Raw genomic sequence first — 16569 nt, 5'->3', positions numbered from 1 at the left:
AAGATTAAACCAGCTGTTGGTTTAGCCGCTCCTCAAATTGAACATAATCTTAAAATGTATTATATTCGAATTGAAGAGACAGATGACGAAACAGAAAATAAAAAAATAATTGAACATGCAATGATTAATCCTAAAATTATTGAAAAAAGTGAGCAAATAGTTTGTCGTGAAAAAGGTGAAGGTTGTTTTAGTGTTAGGAATAACCAAGAAGGTTTTGTTCCCCGTAGTTTTGAGATTATTGTTGAAGGTTATGATTATTTAAAACAACAATAAGTAACAATTACTGCCCATGGTCTTGAAGCAATTGTTTTTCAACATGAACAAGGGCATTTAGAAGGAAAACTTTATTAGATTGTAAATTGTAAATGCAAATGTAGCACTTTATTGAAAAAGAATAAAGTGTTTTTTATTTTGTAAAAAATACTTATATTTATTGGATTAATCGTTAGATAGTATCTTTTACACTTAATAAAATATGTTTTTTCAGAAAAATCCATCCTTTCTTTTCTTAAAAAATTTTGAATAATTGTTTTATTTAGTTGTTAGTTAATTGTTAAATATAATTACTAAAAAATATATTTAATAAACAAAGAATTAAAAAAGATAATGAGATAAAAAAAGATACTATCTAACGATTAATCCAAAATTCAATCTTTAAAACTTAATATTTTGATGCATAAAGATGGATAACTCATCTATGGCACGAAGCCTTAAAGAAAGTGTGAAAGCGATTGGATTTACTACTCCTATTTATTTCTTTAATTCTCGGCAAGATTAATCACTTGCGAAATGTCAGAGCATGTGTTTTTTGGCTTGTTTTCATAAAAAGAGTGTTGTTAAACCGAAAAAAACAATATCGGACACTAAAAAAACAAGAGGGTTGGAACTCCAAAAGGTTATTTTCTTTATATAAAGTTGTGTAGGGATGGATGAAGCGTAATTAATAACTGGGTAAACTGTTTTTTGTTTATTTTCGTATGGGGGTAAACTCTATCAAAATATCCTATCCGCCCCCGCTCACCTTCAAAGTGGAGCGGGCGGCGAAGTAATTAAATATTAAAATAAATTATTTACTAAATATCAAAATATTAACCAATAAAGGAATATTATGTTTTTTTACAGAAAGGAAAATATTTGATGAAAAAATGAAATAAAAAAATTAAAAATAAATTACAAGAATTAATGATACGAGCTTATCTGGTAACAGTAAATGATATTAATGATGAAATTTGAGCAACAAATAAAAAGAATTAAGGAGTATAGATAAATGACAGAATATAAAAGTAAGTATATTAATAAAACTTGAAATGAAATAACAACATCATTTGATTGAGTTAATTGTCAACCTATTAATTGTCGTATTTCACATCATAAAAAGCATTATGATTTGCAATGTTTAGAATGAGCCAAAATGTACTTAAATTTATTTAAAGACAAGTGAGATGTTATTGTTTCATATATGCAATATTATAAAATTAACGATATTTTAGATTTAGCATCCGATGGATGAAAAATATTACAAATTGACAAAAAAATAAAACAAATAAATTAAAATATATTATTGCAATTGACCCTGCTGGAATTGGACAAACTGGTATTATTATTTATAATGTTTTGCAAAAGAAAATAATTAATAATATTACTTTTAATTCCAAAAATGAAGAAGAAGCAATAAATAATATGTATTTAATATTAAATGAGTTTAAAAATAAAATTTGTTCTTATTTAAATAAAGTTATTGTAATAATTGAAGATTATCAACTTCATAAGGGTTTAAAAATAAAAAATCCATTATCTACTCCTAAATTTATTAGTGGTTTAAAAGTTTTATGCAAATATCTATTTAATTTAAAATATATTTTACAATCACCAGTCATTAAGAAAAATTATATTTATAAAGGAAATATTAAAATGTCAGAGCACGAACACGATGCTTGAAAACATTTACAGTATTTTTTAGCAAAAGGAGTTGATAAAAATGGCACAAACAAAAAGTAATTTACCTAAAAAATCAATAACTAATAAACCTAAAATAAAAAATAAAAAAGTTAATAAGTTAGAATTAACTGTTAGATTACATGAAAATCCGATTAAAACTAAGATTAAGGCACTGGTTGCTGGTGGTGTTGAAGTTGATGCTTGTTCGGCTAAATGTCAGTGAGAAGGATTAAATTACTCAACATTATCAATATATAACCCATCTATTTTAACTGAGTTTTTGAAATTAAAAAAAGATGATGAGATAAAAATTAAAGGCTCAGTATTTAATCAGTTAAATATAAAAACTAAACGCTATTTTTTGTCTTTTAGAGTAGACAGTTTTGAAATTATACAAAAAGCGATTAGAAAAAGAACAAATACAAATATTAAAAAATAGGAGGAAAAACAATGGCATTAAAAAATGTAAAATATGTTCTTATTAATGAAAATAGTGAACCTATTAAAAATGAAGATGGTAGTTTAGATATTAAAACTGCTGAAATTATTTTAGAAAATACTGCTGAAGTTGAAGAATTTAATGCAATTAATTTAGAAAATAGTAATCAGCAAATCAACGAACTACAAACAAAAAATACTGAATTAACTTCACAAATTGAACAACAAACAATTCAATTAAAACAAATTGAAGTAATTGACTTTATTAATTCTTTAACTGATAATGAAGAATTTAAAAATGTTTTATTAAAGTCTTATGATATTACTGATGATATTGAAATCATTAAAACACAATTGCAAAGTGTTTATGATGAATTAATTAAGGTACAAACAGTTAATACTGGTGGCGTACCAAAAGTAGAAAACAAAGAAAACAATATTTTAGATACAGACAATGTATTTAATAAATAGAAAGAAGGAAGTAAATTATGGCACAAAACCCACAAAGAATTTTCGGAGATATTGCTAATCAAGCAACAAAACGAGATCGAGAAACATTTGAACAATGATATTTACAAACTTATCAACAAAAATTTAGTTGAGAAGCATTATTTGCATGAAAAGATGCAAGTAAATTTAGTTTAGCATATAAAAGAAAGAAAAATATTAAATATAATGAAGGTTCTGGTAAAGATGGGAAAGTATTTAATACTGATGATAAATTATTAAATTATTCAGAAGTAAAATTTGATGATGGAATTGTTGAATTAGATACAATTTTAACTTTTGCTCGTAAATTAGACCCTGCAGAAAGTGATTTTAACTCTAATCTTTGGTCTGCTGATATTGAACAAGCAATGGATACTGAGGTTGCTTATAAACGTAATAAAATTTTAGAAATTATTAATAAAGGAGTAGTTACAACCATTCAAGGCCAAAAAGCAGATGATACTAATGCTTTACAAATTCACGATGAAATTATGGATAAAATATATGAAAATGGATTTACCCCATCAGAAACAGTTGTCTTGGGTTCGGCTGATTTTATTCGTGGAATTCGTAATAAATTACAGTTACAACTTGGAGCAAATGACCAAATAAACAATGTAATTGAAACAAGCGGAGCAATGAAAACTGTTGAAGAAACAACATATTATATGGTTCCTAAAAAATTACCAATTATTAATAAAGATGGTTCAGAAGGAACAATTACTCTATTACCAGATGGTGTTAATGCAATTGCCTTTAAATTTAGTAAAAAATATGACCCTCTTATCTTACGCAAAAAAGACCATATTCCATTAAGAGTTGGTGCAGCTGCATTGGGTACTGGTATGGGTAATACTTTGATTATGGAAAGAGTTTTATATTTAGGTGGGGCAGTAGTTGAACCTAAGGGAATTATTAAACATATTGTTTCAAAAATTGATATTAGTAAAATTAATAAAATAGATAAACCAAATATTCATGTTACAGACCCAACAAAAGCAACAGCCGAACAGTTAAAATCACAATTTAAAGATGTTGTTTTAAAAGCAGTAAAAGCAGTAAATAGTTCTTTAACTGAAAGTGATTTTGATTACTTTATTGAAAGTAAAGGTGAAGACTGACCAATTAATATTACAAATGATAAAACTGTTGAAGTTCAAATTGAAGGTAAAAACAACGCTACTGGTCAAACAAATCCGATTGATGTTAAAATTAAAAATTCTTAATAGTATTAAAAAATAGTACTTTTGCGTTTGATATATATGCCAATTGGAACATCTAAAACAACCCTTATTTATGCTGTTAAAAAAATCCAACTAGATTGTCAATCCAACAACAAGAAAAAAATTTTGGTTTACAGTTATTAGAATTTTTAGGAATTCAAGTTTTAGCACTTGGTTTATCAGTTTTAACTGGTGGTATTGCTTCGGCTGTTGGTCTTGGTGCGGGATTATCTAATTTTGCCGCAGCATTTATCTCGTTTGGAGTAGAAACAGCAACCGATTTTGCCGTAAATCAAATATACGATAAATTAACATCAGAAGTGACAGTAAAAAGTACTGCCTTAAATTTGCTACCAGCAATTGGTGGTATTGGAAAATTAACGCATGCTGCTCGAATAACTAAAATTTTAAAATTAGCGAAAGAAACTAAACTACTTGAAAAATTAGGTGTAATAACTGCTAATAATTTAGAAGATGTTGTAAGACAAGTTAGAGGTAAAAAGATTTTATCTGATAAATTAATATTTGATTTTACAAAACAAGCTAATAATGAAACTTTATTATATACAATTGGAAAATTAGCCCGAAATGATTTTTATAAGGGTTTTAAAGTTTCTAAATTAGAAACAATTAATAATTTATTAAAAATTGAAAAAAATATTCAAAAAATAAGTCCTACATTAGTTCAAAAAATACCACGCATAAATGAAATAAATGCTAATAAATGATTGTCTGAATATGGATTAAATATTGATAAAATAAGCAAAATTAATACTAATGAGTGATATAACATAATGATTAATCTTCATAAAAAAGGTGTTGGTAAAAACCTAATATTAAATGCTAATTTAATGCGGGGCAGTAAAATATATAATAATAAATTATTAAATATTTTTCATCAAACACCAATTAAATTAAATAAAATTTTAAATCATTTAAACCCAAATTTTTATATTCAAAAAGTAACTAAAAAATTATTAGCCCCAATTGAAAAACAAATAATTACTATTAAACAAAAAGTAATTAGTAAAATTACTGATAAAACTAAAAAAATATTATCTAAATTTGAAACTAAGGCTATTAAAAAAGGTCAATTATTACCTTTTGCTTATGGTTCTGATGTTTTTTAGCAGTTAAAATTGTTCCATTATCAGTTGCGGGCGAAGTTGCTTTAACAATATATTATAAAAATCCTAAATATGCCCCTATTGTCGTTATGACAACTTTAATCAAAGCAGAACAGTTTGTTTTAGCTCCTGAACCGTTTAAATTTTATATGAACAGTGAATGGTTTATTGGTTGGGGATTTAAAAAAACAAGTTTGTTTAATTTAGTTTCTTTTGCCCCACTTGTTTATCAGCAAGTAGTAAAAGATAGTTTTAAAATATATCGGACAATTGCTAAGATATTAAAAATGCAAGAACAATTTAAAAATAACTTTAATAAATATAAATTGTTAAATACGCTAGAAGATAGTGCGGTTACTAGTTTGTTAGGTAATGGACTAGTATTTCAAGCATATAAACAACTCAGAACAAAACAAGATTTAAACAAAACAATTAAAACAAAAACATTACTAAATAGTAAAAAATTTATATTAAAGAAAATATATTCTAAAAAAAGTAAATGATAAGGAGATGATTAAATGTTAAATAAATTATGACAAAATGTTACTTTGGAAAATTATAATAATTTTATTCCAATGACAGGTAAAATTACACAAGTTCCAGTTCGTTATAATAAGTTTTTTAAAGGTGATGTAGAATTATGATTTAAAACATTTGCTTTAAGAGCCCAAAATATGATTAATTCTTACTTAAACTATCCATTTTCAAAACTAAAGTTTGAAACATTTAAAGATCCATTATTAAAGAAAATTTGTATTAATATGGTGTTTATTACGATTGAGCATTGAACATTTAACCGCATTCCAATTGAATTTTTTACTTCGGCAAATATGAGTGTTGGTGATATTAATTATTCATCGCAAAATGACCCTATGATTACTTAACAAGGTCTATTGCCTACCTATGCAAAATCATTGGCTAATTTAACAACTTTAAAGAAAATGTTTCGTACTTTTCAAGAAGAAGGTATTGTTTTAACAATGATTGATTTAGAAGCATATTATACTCAATTAAAAGTTGATGCTTTAATAGAAAAAGAAAAAACTAAGATTGACAATAAAACTATTGTTAAAAATAACAATAATGAAATAAATGTTCCCTTTGATAATGATACTTTTTTTTATGATAAAACTAATAAAGTTTGAAAATCTAATACTGCTAATATTATTAATCCAGATTCTATAATGAAAACATTAAATCATAATGATTTTGTTATTACTGAGGGTGGTAATAATAAAGGTAAAATATCTGTAACAAACGGTTACAATGATGAATTAGCAATTGATGATCCAACTAGTGGCGGTGAGTTTGTTAATTATATGAGAACACGACAAATTGGAATTAAATTAATGCCTACTCAAAGTGGTAAAGCGAATGCTTCATTTAATCAAAAAACAGGTGAATTAGAAATTTGAGACCCTTCATTTAAAAATAATGATATAACTGCTAACTTTGAAATTATTAAAAAAAGTACAACATCAGAATTAAAAATAACTGATGACACATTACCAACTACAAAATATATTAATGAACATTATCAAATTAAAAGTAGTGATTGAGAAATTGTAGATATTACTGATTGAACTCCTAATGTTAGTGAATATCAAATAAAAGATTGAGATAAAAATAAATATAAATATAAAGTATGAGTTAATAATCAATTTTTAAATAGTTTTTATTTATCAACTTATAAAGGATTTACAGGAAATATATCAAGTGGAATAACAACTACTGGTAATGAAAATCAAATTGCACAATTAAGAAATAATGGAAAAATTATAATATATTCAAAAAATGCTGCTGCTAAAATGACTAAATTATATATTGAAAGAAAAAAAGTAAGTTAGAAAGGAGATGATTTTATGCCAAAAGTAAATATTAAAGATGTAATTATGTTTTTGAAAATCTTTGGAGTTTCATCATTGTTTTTTATCGCCGGAATTATTATTTGTTTTATCGGAGAAAAAACATTAGGTATTTCTTGACCAGCATATGTTATTGTTTCAGCAATGCTTATCGGAGCTGGAATTATAGTTTTGATTATTGAAACAATTAGATTTATCAAAACACATAACAAAAAAACAAAAAGAAGATAGTATTGAAGATGTTATTAAAAAAGAAGATACAAAATAAAGAGGTGTTATAAATGGGATTATTACCAGCAAAAAAGAAATTAAAAAAAGAATATGATATTGATAGTTATTATCTTAATTTAGCATCAACGATTACTAATTATAAAAATGTTACTGTTTAAAAACATAATGAGATTTTAGAAAAAAGAATTTGTGAAGATAATGCTAATTTTTTAAATCCGCGAGATTCAGAAATTAGCATTTATAATCCACTTACTAATCAAAAAATAGATACTAAATTAATTAATAGCTTTTTAAAAATGCAGGACTTTACCAATAAGAATTGATATAACGAATATAAAATTAATAAGAATGGTAAAGGTGCATATTTTATTTTTGCTAATAATTCAAAACTTAATTTTATTACTATTGATTTTTACAATGACCAATATGATGAATTAGGTAATTTAGTATCTTGCACTTTTGATTATGACCCTTATCTTAAAAATGACCAGAGTATTTTTATTACTGAAAAATTAGAAATTGATTATGTAACTAAACAAGTAAAAGTTATTAGAAAGTTAAAAACACAATTATACAGTACTATTACCGACTTATATATTAATGATGCTAAATGAAATAACTATACAACATTACAAAAAGAAGAAATATTACCACTTAATTTTATTCCAATTGAAATTATTCCTAATAACCCTAATTTTGAGCCTTCTGCTCGTTATGGCAAACAATTTGCTAGTATTTTAGATATTATTGCTGAAAAAATAATGTTAGATCCATTATTAAATAGTGGTAAATTTACTATTAATACTAATGGAGTTACTGGTGTGGTTGACCAAGAAATTAGTAAAATACTGGCATCATTTATTGAAAATGACTTGTTATTAGTTGAAGGAGACCCTGATAGTAATTTTCAACCAGTAGACTATATTGCTGGTAATTTTAAAGGTGAGCAATTAACTAAAATATATGATTGATTATTAATAAATTACTATAAAATAAATCGACATCATGCTCCCGCCATTGCTAAGGGAGCACAACAAACTCAGGCAGAAGTTGCTGGTGTAAATATTCTAACAAACGCATCATACGAACAAATGATATATATTAGAGAAATTAAATTAACTGAATTTATTATTAAGTTAATTAAATATGATAATGCTATTTTAAACAGTAGAACATTCAATATTAAAAATATTGACGAGTTAATTGTTGATGTTCGCTTACCAGTAAATGCTACTTTAAACAGACAATTAAAAAACAACGAAACTATTATCAATATGCCTAATGAAGAAGGAGAACAAGAATAATGTTAAAACCATCTGAAAAAATGTTAGCACAATTAGCAGAAAATGATGAACCAATTGACTATTCAATTGATAGTATTCCGTTAGATTTTGCTAGTCAATCGCAGTACAGCGACCCTGATTTAGAACAATTATTTACAGAAGCCCGTGCAAGAACCTTATATATTTATAAAATTAATAATCTTGTTAAGACAAAACAAAAACCAACCTTAAACTATTCTCAAAATAGCGTTAAAATAGGTTTTATTGACAAAGATGAATATATTAAAATAACTGGTTATGAAATTAGTGATTTTAATTTTAAATTACAAATTCAACAAAAAACCACAGTCCAAGATAAAAGCACAAGTTATGTAATGATTGATGAAAAAGATATTTTAATTAATGATATTTCAAAACAAGACAAAGAATTTTTAGAAACATTAGACTTAAAAATAGTATCTATTAATGAACAAATTACAGAAGACAACAAAAATGAATGTTACATCATTGAAGAATACAAACGCCCTTATTCACCTGATGGCATTGATATTATTAAATCTACCCACTTAGTTAAAATAACTGATTTTAAGTGAAAAAATCAGAATAGTATTCATTTAGTTTTACAAAAATCATTACCAGAAGATACAGTATTTACTGGTATTGAGATTAAATATCCTAAATCAATGTTATTTGAAAATATAAAATGTTGAGGCAATGTCAATGGTGTTTATTCTTATTCATCATCAAATATTGAAAATGCTAGTTTAGTACCTTTGTTATCAAAGCCAATTGAAACAAACCCTAATTTAAGAGTATTTCAATATTGATTTACCGAAAGTTTTTTACCATGAAGTATTGCCAAAAACTATATTAAAGGTAAAGATATACTAGGTTTATTAGATGTTAAAGAATTAAATATTGTTTTATTAAATTATTTAACATATCGTTATAATTATGATCGAAAATTTCAAGGAGCAAAATACGATGAAAAAGGTAATTCTACTAATAAAGCAGCAGAATTACGCCAAAAATTCGAAGGACAAAAACCAGAAGATGTTATTGACGGTTTATTTGAAAACTGAAAATTAGATAATTATAAATCTTTAAATGATAATGCTGTCAAAAGATTTAAACAAATTATTTACATGTTATCAAACTATACATATAGTAAATACGCAATTAATAAAGGTTATAATGATGATGTTAAATTATTTGCTCCTTATTATTTTGAATTAACTTCAACTCCTAATAAAATAGAAGATGGTTATTGAGAATTTAAAGATTGTCAAGTATTATTAAATTCATCATATTTTAATTTTTCTGGTGGACCGAATCCACCTAAAAATTATTGAAATCAAGTTTATGTAAGCGAATCACCATTGAATAAAATTGATAATAAATGATATTTTGTAGTATGGCGAAATGATGATAATGGTGATTTAAAAATTAGTAAATTTAAAAATAATGTAAAATTGAATATTGGCGAGACATATAATATTAACGAGAGCTTACTTTTATTCAATGGAAATTTTGCTGCTAATTTAAAAATTGATTTAGAAGTTATTTTAAAAAACGGAATTCCAATTACCTGATTTTTTGATAGGGATAGCACTTTTTTAAAATCTGTTTATCGTTGAAATGGAAATGAAGAACCAAATACACCATTTATTTCACCTAAAACAGGACAAATTACAGATTGGAATTTAAAAAATCAAAATAATATCAATAACAATAATGATGAAATTAAAGTAACTGTTAAAAACAAAGATATTTCAGAAAATTTTATTTATCAATTAGAAGCAAATTATTTTAATTGGTTATCACTAACAAATGAATTAAAAACAAATAATATCCCTTCTCTTATTCCTGCTGAAATTAAATTATCAGATGGCGAATATGAAAAATATTTAACTAATTTAATTGTTTCTAATGACAAAATAGAAGAATATTTAAACTATTTTTCACAATGATATAAATTACTTTATTCTAAGGCGGTTTGAGCAAATATGACTAAAGATTTGGTTGAAGATATTATTAAAATAACTTATGATGAAAAACTATTTATTTTAAATCAAATTGAAATATCGGGCATATGAGGTTATGGAAATTATGATATTACAATTTTTACCGAAAAAGAACAAATTAATATTAACAATTTGGAATTATTTAGTAGAAATAATGAAAAACTATCATTAATTACATTAGAAATATAAAAACTCATTTAATTAATTAAATGAGTTTTTATATTTATTCATCTTCAATTTTTATTTCACCAGTTTTAGAATCAACAGTTAAACTAGGAATATTTGTATTAAAATTTCAACGATAAACAGATTTTAAAAAAGTGCTATCCCTATCAAAAAATCAGGTAATTGGAATTCCGTTTTTTAAAATAACTTCTAAATCAATTTTTAAATTAGCAGCAAAATTTCCATTGAATAAAAGTAAGCTCTCGTTAATATTATATGTCTCGCCAATATTCAATTTTACACTATTTTTAAATTTACTAATTTTTAAATCACCATTATCATCATTTTGCCATACTACAAAATATCATTTATTATCAATTTGATTAAATGGTTTTTCTTGTGATGATATTAATTCTAAAATACCATTTTTTGTTTTTATATTATTTTTTTCTTTTAAATCTGCTAATTCTTTTTCGCTATATTGTGGTTTATTACAAGCAACTAAATTTGTTGTACTTGTTGCTACTAAAGTGATTGTTCCTAAAAGACTTAATATTTTTTTTATATTTTCATCTCCTTTATTTTAAATTTTGATAATTTAATTAAAAATGGAAATAAAATTAATTATTTCCACAAATTTTTTATTGAATTAAAATTTTAAGAAATGCCGCCACAAGCTGCCCCTAAAAGGGCACCGCTAACTGGTCCTGAAACAAATGTTCCAGCCAAACCACAAGCTGCCCCAGTAGCAACTTTTGTGAAAATTCCTAAATTTTTTTCAGCAGCTTCTTTTGTTATGTGTTTTGAATTATCATAAGCCATTCCTTTTGCTGCTTTAAATTGAATAGGGTTTCCTCTTTTACTCCTACTTAAAATTTTTAAATTATTTGTTTTTGAATAATTAATATCACTATTTAATTTTTCTTCTTTTTGATAAGGACTAGCAGCAATTGTTGTTGGTACAGCAGTTCCACTAATTGTTAATACACTTAATAAACTTAACAGTTTTTTCATAATTGTATTTCTCCTTTTCTTAATCTTGAAACTTTTTATTAAGATATGCTTGCATTATATATATAATGCAAGTCAAGTATTTTAATATATTTATTTTAGAAAGGAGATGAATTATAATGATTATTATTGTAGCATCAATCTGGGCTCGCGGTGATTTTCATAATTTTATGAAAAATTACTTAAAGTTTAAAAAAACTTTTGCCGTGCTTTTCAAAATACTTGGGAAAAATTCTAAGCGTTAAGCAAAGAATTTTATAAAGGTTCCCAAATTTGTTTGAAAGAACCTCAAAATCTTTTTTAACTTGTAAGTCATTTTATCACAAAAATTTAAGAAAATCAACCGCTCGCCCAAAACCTCAAAAAACTATATAATTAGCTTTGTATATAAAAGAAAGGATTTTTTAAAATGGATAAAACAAAGCATCATTTTACTTTTAAAGAAAGAGTAATGTAGAGTGCACCCATTTTAGTAAGTACTAATAAAAAGTATTTACTTTTTTTTAATTATATCTTTTTCTTTACGATTTGAATATCCATGTATTTCATTTTATAACATCTTGTATATATTCTTCATGTGAATTATATATTTTATTATGGATTGTAGCTTTCTTAAGTAATGAATGAAAACTTTCTATAACAATATTATCTGCACAGTGGTAATTTTTTCCCATTGAAATTGTAATACCGTTAGATAAACATTTATCGTGATAAATAGTGGATGTATATTGATATCCGTGATCTGAGTGAATTATTATTCCATTCAGATCTTTTTTTATTAATTTTATTTTATTAATTGCATCATTTAAATTATCCATTACTAATTTATTGTCATTATATTTAGATCACTTTACATCAACTATTTCTTTAGTATATCCATCAATAATTGTTGATTGATAATATCTTTCTCCTTTTCAAATTAAATATGTTACATCAGTATATAGTACTGAAAACCTTGTTTTTATATCATTGAATTTACGATTAATTAAATCAGGATATTGCAATAAGCTTTTTTCTTTATTCTGTTTATATTTCATTTTTCTTCTCATTTTTCTTACATATTCAGATTGTATTTGATTATCACGCATAATTCTTAAAACTTTTTTTGAATTATATTTTATACCATAATCTTCCTTTAAATATTTAGTAATTCTTCGATAACCAAATTGTTTTAAATTTTCTTCATAGACTTTTACAATATCATTTATTGCTTTTTTATCTTTTTTGCTACTGTCATAATTTTTATATTTATCTCAATAACTACGTTTTAACCCTGTTACTTCTAGTAATAATTTTATTGAATATTCACAAAAATTTTGTTTAATAAAAGAGACAATTCTTAGTTTGCTTAATTGTAAAAGTCATGGAGCTTTTTTAATAATTCATACCTTGTTTTATAATATTCTAAATTTCTTTTGCCAAAAGAAATTTTAGGTCCTTTAGGATTGTTTAATTTTCCTTTTTTATGATTTGCTCATCAAGATTCTACTGTATTTGCATTTATATTATATTGTTTTGCTACTATTCAACAACTTTTTTGTTTAATTTCCTCAATGATTTTTGTTCTAAATTCTGATGTATATTTGTTATATTTTTGTCCTTTTTTTGCCATATAAAAATGCACCCCCTATAAAAATTTAGCAAAATCTTTTTTTATTTTACTTACTTTTTGGGGTGCACTCTAATGTTAAAAGATTTATTAGAACTTGATTCTTTAAAAAGAAAAAATGGTAAATCCAATATATCTAAAATAGCAAAAATATTGCATAAAAATCGCAATACAATTAGACAAGAAATAAAAAGGTTAAAAGATAATGAATATGACGCTAAATTTGCACACGAAGATTATTTACAAAAACGACAAAAATGTTTTAAAAAATCATCATTATTGCTAAATATTTTAGAATGACTAGATGAAAAATATAACAAATTTCATGATTCACGAGAACAAATCTGTAAAAAATATGAAAAAGAGTTTAGTATTAAATTTCCGGTATGTTTTAAAACTTTATATAAATATATTCATTTGGGATTTTTAAATTTCAAGAAAGATAATTTGTATTTTCATGGTAGAAAATATAAAACAAAAAATCGAATTGATAACCGTGGAAAAATAAGAAATTTTAGAACTATTGAAGAAGCAAAACATGATAAAAATGAATTTGGTTGATTTCAAATGGATACTATGGTTGGTAAAAATAATAGTGTTTGTTTAGTTTTAATCGAAGAATTAACCCAATTTAAAATTATTGAACCATTAAAAGAAAAAAACAACAAAAGAAGTTACAAACGCATTAAAACGAATTTTTTCTAACAGATTTTTTAAAGATAGATGCAAAGGAATAATAACAGATCAAGGCAAAGAATTTGCTGATTGAGAAAAAATTGAAAAAATAACAATGCTAAAGTATATTTTTGTGATGCTGGAACTCCAACTCAAAAACCCAAAGTTGAAAGAGCAATTCGTGATTTTAGACATTGATTTTCCAAAGGAATTGATTTAAGTATTTATTCAAGAAATTATTATCAAGAAGTTGCTAATATAATAAACTCTAAACTTAAAAAATCTTTACATTGACTATCTTCAAAAGAAGTTTTTATACAAATGTTTAATTTTTAATATAATTACCTATAAAAATTTTAATCATTTTATTTTTCAGTGTGCCAAAATTCATAAATTTAAAACAAAAATACTAAATTTTTTTAAAATAAATTATATTGAACATTTATTTTATTGGTGTTATAATAAAATTAATATAGTACTGAAAACCTTGTTTTTATATCATTGAATTTACGATTAATTAAATCAGGATATTGCAATAAGCTTTTTTCTTTATTCTGTTTATATTTCATTTTTCTTCTCATTTTTCTTACATATTCAGATTGTATTTGATTATCACGCATAATTCTTAAAACTTTTTTTGAATTATATTTTATACCATAATCTTCCTTTAAATATTTAGTAATTCTTCGATAACCAAATTGTTTTAAATTTTCTTCATAGACTTTTACAATATCATTTATTGCTTTTTTATCTTTTTTGCTACTGTCATAATTTTTATATTTATCTCAATAACTACGTTTTAACCCTGTTACTTCTAGTAATAATTTTATTGAATATTCACAAAAATTTTGTTTAATAAAAGAGACAATTCTTAGTTTGCTTAATTGTAAAAGTCATGGAGCTTTTTTAATAATTCATACCTTGTTTTATAATATTCTAAATTTCTTTTGCCAAAAGAAATTTTAGGTCCTTTAGGATTGTTTAATTTTCCTTTTTTATGATTTGCTCATCAAGATTCTACTGTATTTGCATTTATATTATATTGTTTTGCTACTATTCAACAACTTTTTTGTTTAATTTCCTCAATGATTTTTGTTCTAAATTCTGATGTATATTTGTTATATTTTTGTCCTTTTTTTGCCATATAAAAATGCACCCCCTATAAAAATTTAGCAAAATCTTTTTTTATTTTACTTACTTTTTGGGGTGCACTCTAATGTTTAAAAGATTTATTAGAACTTGATTCTTTAAAAAGAAAAAATGGTAAACCCAATATATCTAAAATAGCAAAAATATTGCATAAAAATCGCAATACAATTAGACAAGAAATAAAAAGGTTAAAAGATAATGAATATGACGCTAAATTAGCACACGAAGATTATTTACAAAAACGACAAAAATGTTTTAAAAAATCATCATTATTGCTAAATATTTTAGAATGACTAGATGAAAAATATAACAAATTTCATGATTCACCAGAACAAATCTGAAAAAAATATGAAAAAGAGTTTGGTATTAAATTTCCGGTATGTTTTAAAACTTTATATAAATATATTCATTTGGGATTTTTAAATTTCAAGAAAGATAATTTGTATTTTCATGGTAGAAAATATAAAACAAAAAATCGAATTGATAACCGTGGAAAAATAAGAAATTTTAGAACTATTGAAGAAGCAAAACATGATAAAAATGAATTTGGTTGATTTCAAATGGATACTATGGTTGGTAAAAATAATAGTGTTTGTTTAGTTTTAATCGAAGAATTAACCCAATTTAAAATTATTGAACCATTAAAAGAAAAAACAACAAAAGAAGTTACAAACGCATTAAAACGAATTTTTTCTAACAGATTTTTTAAAAATAGATGCAAAGGAATAATAACAGATCAAAGCAAAGAATTTGCTGATTGAGAAAAAATTGAAAAAATAACAAATGCTAAAGTATATTTTTGTGATGCTGGTACTCCAACTCAAAAACCCAAAGTTGAAAGAGCAATTCGTGATTTTAGACATTGATTTTCCAAAGGAATTGATTTAAGTATTTATTCAAGAAATTATTATCAAGAAGTTGCTAATATAATAAACTCTAAACTTAAAAAATCTTTACATTGACTATCTTCAAAAGAAGTTTTTATACAAATGTTTAATTTTTAATATAATTACCTATAAAAATTTTAATCATTTTATTTTTCAGTGTGCCAAAATTCATAAATTTAAAACAAAAATACTAAATTTTTTTAAAATAAATTATATTGAACATTTATTTTATTGGTGTTATAATAAAATTAAGTAGGGTGCTACACTTCATAGTACAATTTACAGATTTAATTAATAAAACCGAACCTTGAATGAAAAAAGTGATTGAATTATTTTATAAAAATAATATTTAACTTTTTTTAAAACAAAAGTTTTTTTGTAATCTTACTAATCTTTATGTTATAATTTCTTGGATACTAGTAAATTAATTTTTTTCTTTTTAATAATATCCAATT

At 24.1% G+C, this 16569-nt stretch carries 19 protein-coding genes and 3 pseudogenes; 15 read left to right on the top strand and 7 right to left on the bottom strand.

Annotation, left to right across the window (positions count from 1 at the left end; genetic code table 4):
* The first annotated feature begins 54 nt into the window (after nt 1-54).
* The 13 genes and pseudogenes from AACL22_RS11320 to AACL22_RS11260 all read left to right on the top strand — a co-directional run bounded on the left by AACL22_RS11320 (nt 55) and on the right by AACL22_RS11260 (nt 10807).
* A pseudogene (locus tag AACL22_RS11320) lies at nt 55-351 on the top strand (peptide deformylase).
* A gap of 916 nt (nt 352-1267) precedes the next feature.
* A complete protein-coding gene (locus AACL22_RS11315; protein ID WP_338988664.1) occupies nt 1268-1552 on the top strand; it encodes a hypothetical protein in 285 nt (94 codons plus the stop codon).
* A complete protein-coding gene (locus AACL22_RS11310) occupies nt 1507-1998 on the top strand; it encodes a hypothetical protein (RefSeq protein ID WP_338992260.1) in 492 nt (163 codons plus the stop codon). Before AACL22_RS11315 ends, AACL22_RS11310 begins: the two co-directional genes overlap by 46 nt.
* On the top strand, nt 1979-2377 hold the full coding sequence (locus tag AACL22_RS11305; RefSeq protein ID WP_338991212.1) for a hypothetical protein: 399 nt from the start codon (nt 1979-1981) through the stop codon (nt 2375-2377). Before AACL22_RS11310 ends, AACL22_RS11305 begins: the two co-directional genes overlap by 20 nt.
* A gap of 11 nt (nt 2378-2388) precedes the next feature.
* Nucleotides 2389-2847, top strand: a complete 459-nt coding sequence (locus AACL22_RS11300; protein ID WP_338990294.1) for a hypothetical protein — start codon at nt 2389-2391, stop codon at nt 2845-2847.
* 17 nt (nt 2848-2864) lie between these two features.
* Nucleotides 2865-4091 carry a hypothetical protein gene (locus AACL22_RS11295; RefSeq protein ID WP_338992257.1) on the top strand — a complete coding sequence of 409 codons (1227 nt, stop codon included), beginning with the start codon at nt 2865-2867 and terminating at the stop codon, nt 4089-4091.
* Nucleotides 4092-4186: 95 nt separating this feature from the next.
* Nucleotides 4187-5218 (top strand): hypothetical protein, encoded by a 1032-nt coding sequence (locus tag AACL22_RS11290; RefSeq protein WP_338992254.1) that lies wholly within the window; start codon nt 4187-4189, stop codon nt 5216-5218.
* Between the two features lie 86 nt (nt 5219-5304).
* Nucleotides 5305-5721: a hypothetical protein gene (locus AACL22_RS11285; protein WP_338992252.1), complete on the top strand. Its 417-nt coding sequence runs from the start codon at nt 5305-5307 to the stop codon at nt 5719-5721.
* Between the two features lie 12 nt (nt 5722-5733).
* Nucleotides 5734-6099, top strand: coding sequence for a hypothetical protein (locus tag AACL22_RS11280; RefSeq protein WP_338992251.1), 366 nt, complete (start codon nt 5734-5736; stop codon nt 6097-6099).
* Between the two features lie 9 nt (nt 6100-6108).
* Nucleotides 6109-7062, top strand: coding sequence for a hypothetical protein (locus AACL22_RS11275; RefSeq protein WP_338992248.1), 954 nt, complete (start codon nt 6109-6111; stop codon nt 7060-7062).
* Nucleotides 7063-7077: 15 nt separating this feature from the next.
* Nucleotides 7078-7311 (top strand): hypothetical protein, encoded by a 234-nt coding sequence (locus AACL22_RS11270; protein WP_338992246.1) that lies wholly within the window; start codon nt 7078-7080, stop codon nt 7309-7311.
* A 296-nt stretch (nt 7312-7607) separates the two neighbouring features.
* Entirely contained in the window at nt 7608-8615 is a 1008-nt protein-coding gene (locus AACL22_RS11265; RefSeq protein ID WP_338992243.1) for a hypothetical protein, read from the top strand.
* Nucleotides 8615-10807 carry a hypothetical protein gene (locus AACL22_RS11260; RefSeq protein WP_338992240.1) on the top strand — a complete coding sequence of 731 codons (2193 nt, stop codon included), beginning with the start codon at nt 8615-8617 and terminating at the stop codon, nt 10805-10807. Before AACL22_RS11265 ends, AACL22_RS11260 begins: the two co-directional genes overlap by 1 nt.
* A gap of 34 nt (nt 10808-10841) precedes the next feature.
* Here AACL22_RS11260 and AACL22_RS11255 read toward each other — a convergent pair whose 3' ends face one another.
* The 5 genes and pseudogenes from AACL22_RS11255 to AACL22_RS11240 all read right to left on the bottom strand — a co-directional run bounded on the left by AACL22_RS11255 (nt 10842) and on the right by AACL22_RS11240 (nt 13406).
* Nucleotides 10842-11078, bottom strand: a complete 237-nt coding sequence (locus AACL22_RS11255) for a hypothetical protein (RefSeq protein WP_338992238.1) — start codon at nt 11076-11078, stop codon at nt 10842-10844.
* A gap of 204 nt (nt 11079-11282) precedes the next feature.
* Nucleotides 11283-11339: pseudogene (locus tag AACL22_RS13940) on the bottom strand (hypothetical protein); the annotation flags it as partial.
* Between the two features lie 101 nt (nt 11340-11440).
* Nucleotides 11441-11797 carry a hypothetical protein gene (locus AACL22_RS11250; protein ID WP_338992236.1) on the bottom strand — a complete coding sequence of 119 codons (357 nt, stop codon included), beginning with the start codon at nt 11795-11797 and terminating at the stop codon, nt 11441-11443.
* Nucleotides 11798-12315: 518 nt separating this feature from the next.
* Nucleotides 12316-13002, bottom strand: a complete 687-nt coding sequence (locus AACL22_RS11245) for an IS3 family transposase (RefSeq protein ID WP_338993086.1) — start codon at nt 13000-13002, stop codon at nt 12316-12318.
* Between the two features lie 140 nt (nt 13003-13142).
* The gene (locus AACL22_RS11240; protein ID WP_338988671.1) at nt 13143-13406 is read right to left on the bottom strand and encodes a hypothetical protein; all 264 of its coding nucleotides are present in this window, start codon (nt 13404-13406) and stop codon (nt 13143-13145) included.
* 72 nt (nt 13407-13478) lie between these two features.
* Here AACL22_RS11240 and AACL22_RS11235 point away from each other — a divergent pair.
* Nucleotides 13479-14414: pseudogene (locus AACL22_RS11235) on the top strand (IS30 family transposase).
* A 131-nt stretch (nt 14415-14545) separates the two neighbouring features.
* Here the strand turns inward: AACL22_RS11235 and AACL22_RS11225 are convergent.
* Nucleotides 14546-14818 carry an IS3 family transposase gene (locus tag AACL22_RS11225; RefSeq protein ID WP_338993084.1) on the bottom strand — a complete coding sequence of 91 codons (273 nt, stop codon included), beginning with the start codon at nt 14816-14818 and terminating at the stop codon, nt 14546-14548.
* A gap of 140 nt (nt 14819-14958) precedes the next feature.
* Nucleotides 14959-15222 carry a hypothetical protein gene (locus tag AACL22_RS11220; RefSeq protein WP_338988671.1) on the bottom strand — a complete coding sequence of 88 codons (264 nt, stop codon included), beginning with the start codon at nt 15220-15222 and terminating at the stop codon, nt 14959-14961.
* A 76-nt stretch (nt 15223-15298) separates the two neighbouring features.
* On the opposite strand from AACL22_RS11220, the gene AACL22_RS11215 reads away from it, so the two are divergent.
* Entirely contained in the window at nt 15299-16231 is a 933-nt protein-coding gene (locus AACL22_RS11215; RefSeq protein ID WP_422397515.1) for an IS30 family transposase, read from the top strand.
* Nucleotides 16232-16569 lie beyond the last annotated feature (338 nt).

It is taken from the genome of Spiroplasma endosymbiont of Seladonia tumulorum (assembly GCF_964020235.1).
Lineage (GTDB): Bacteria > Bacillota_I > Bacilli_A > Mycoplasmatales > Mycoplasmataceae > Spiroplasma.
The sequence above is the reverse complement of the archived record's forward strand: the minus strand, read 5'-3'. Positions and strand labels throughout refer to the sequence as shown.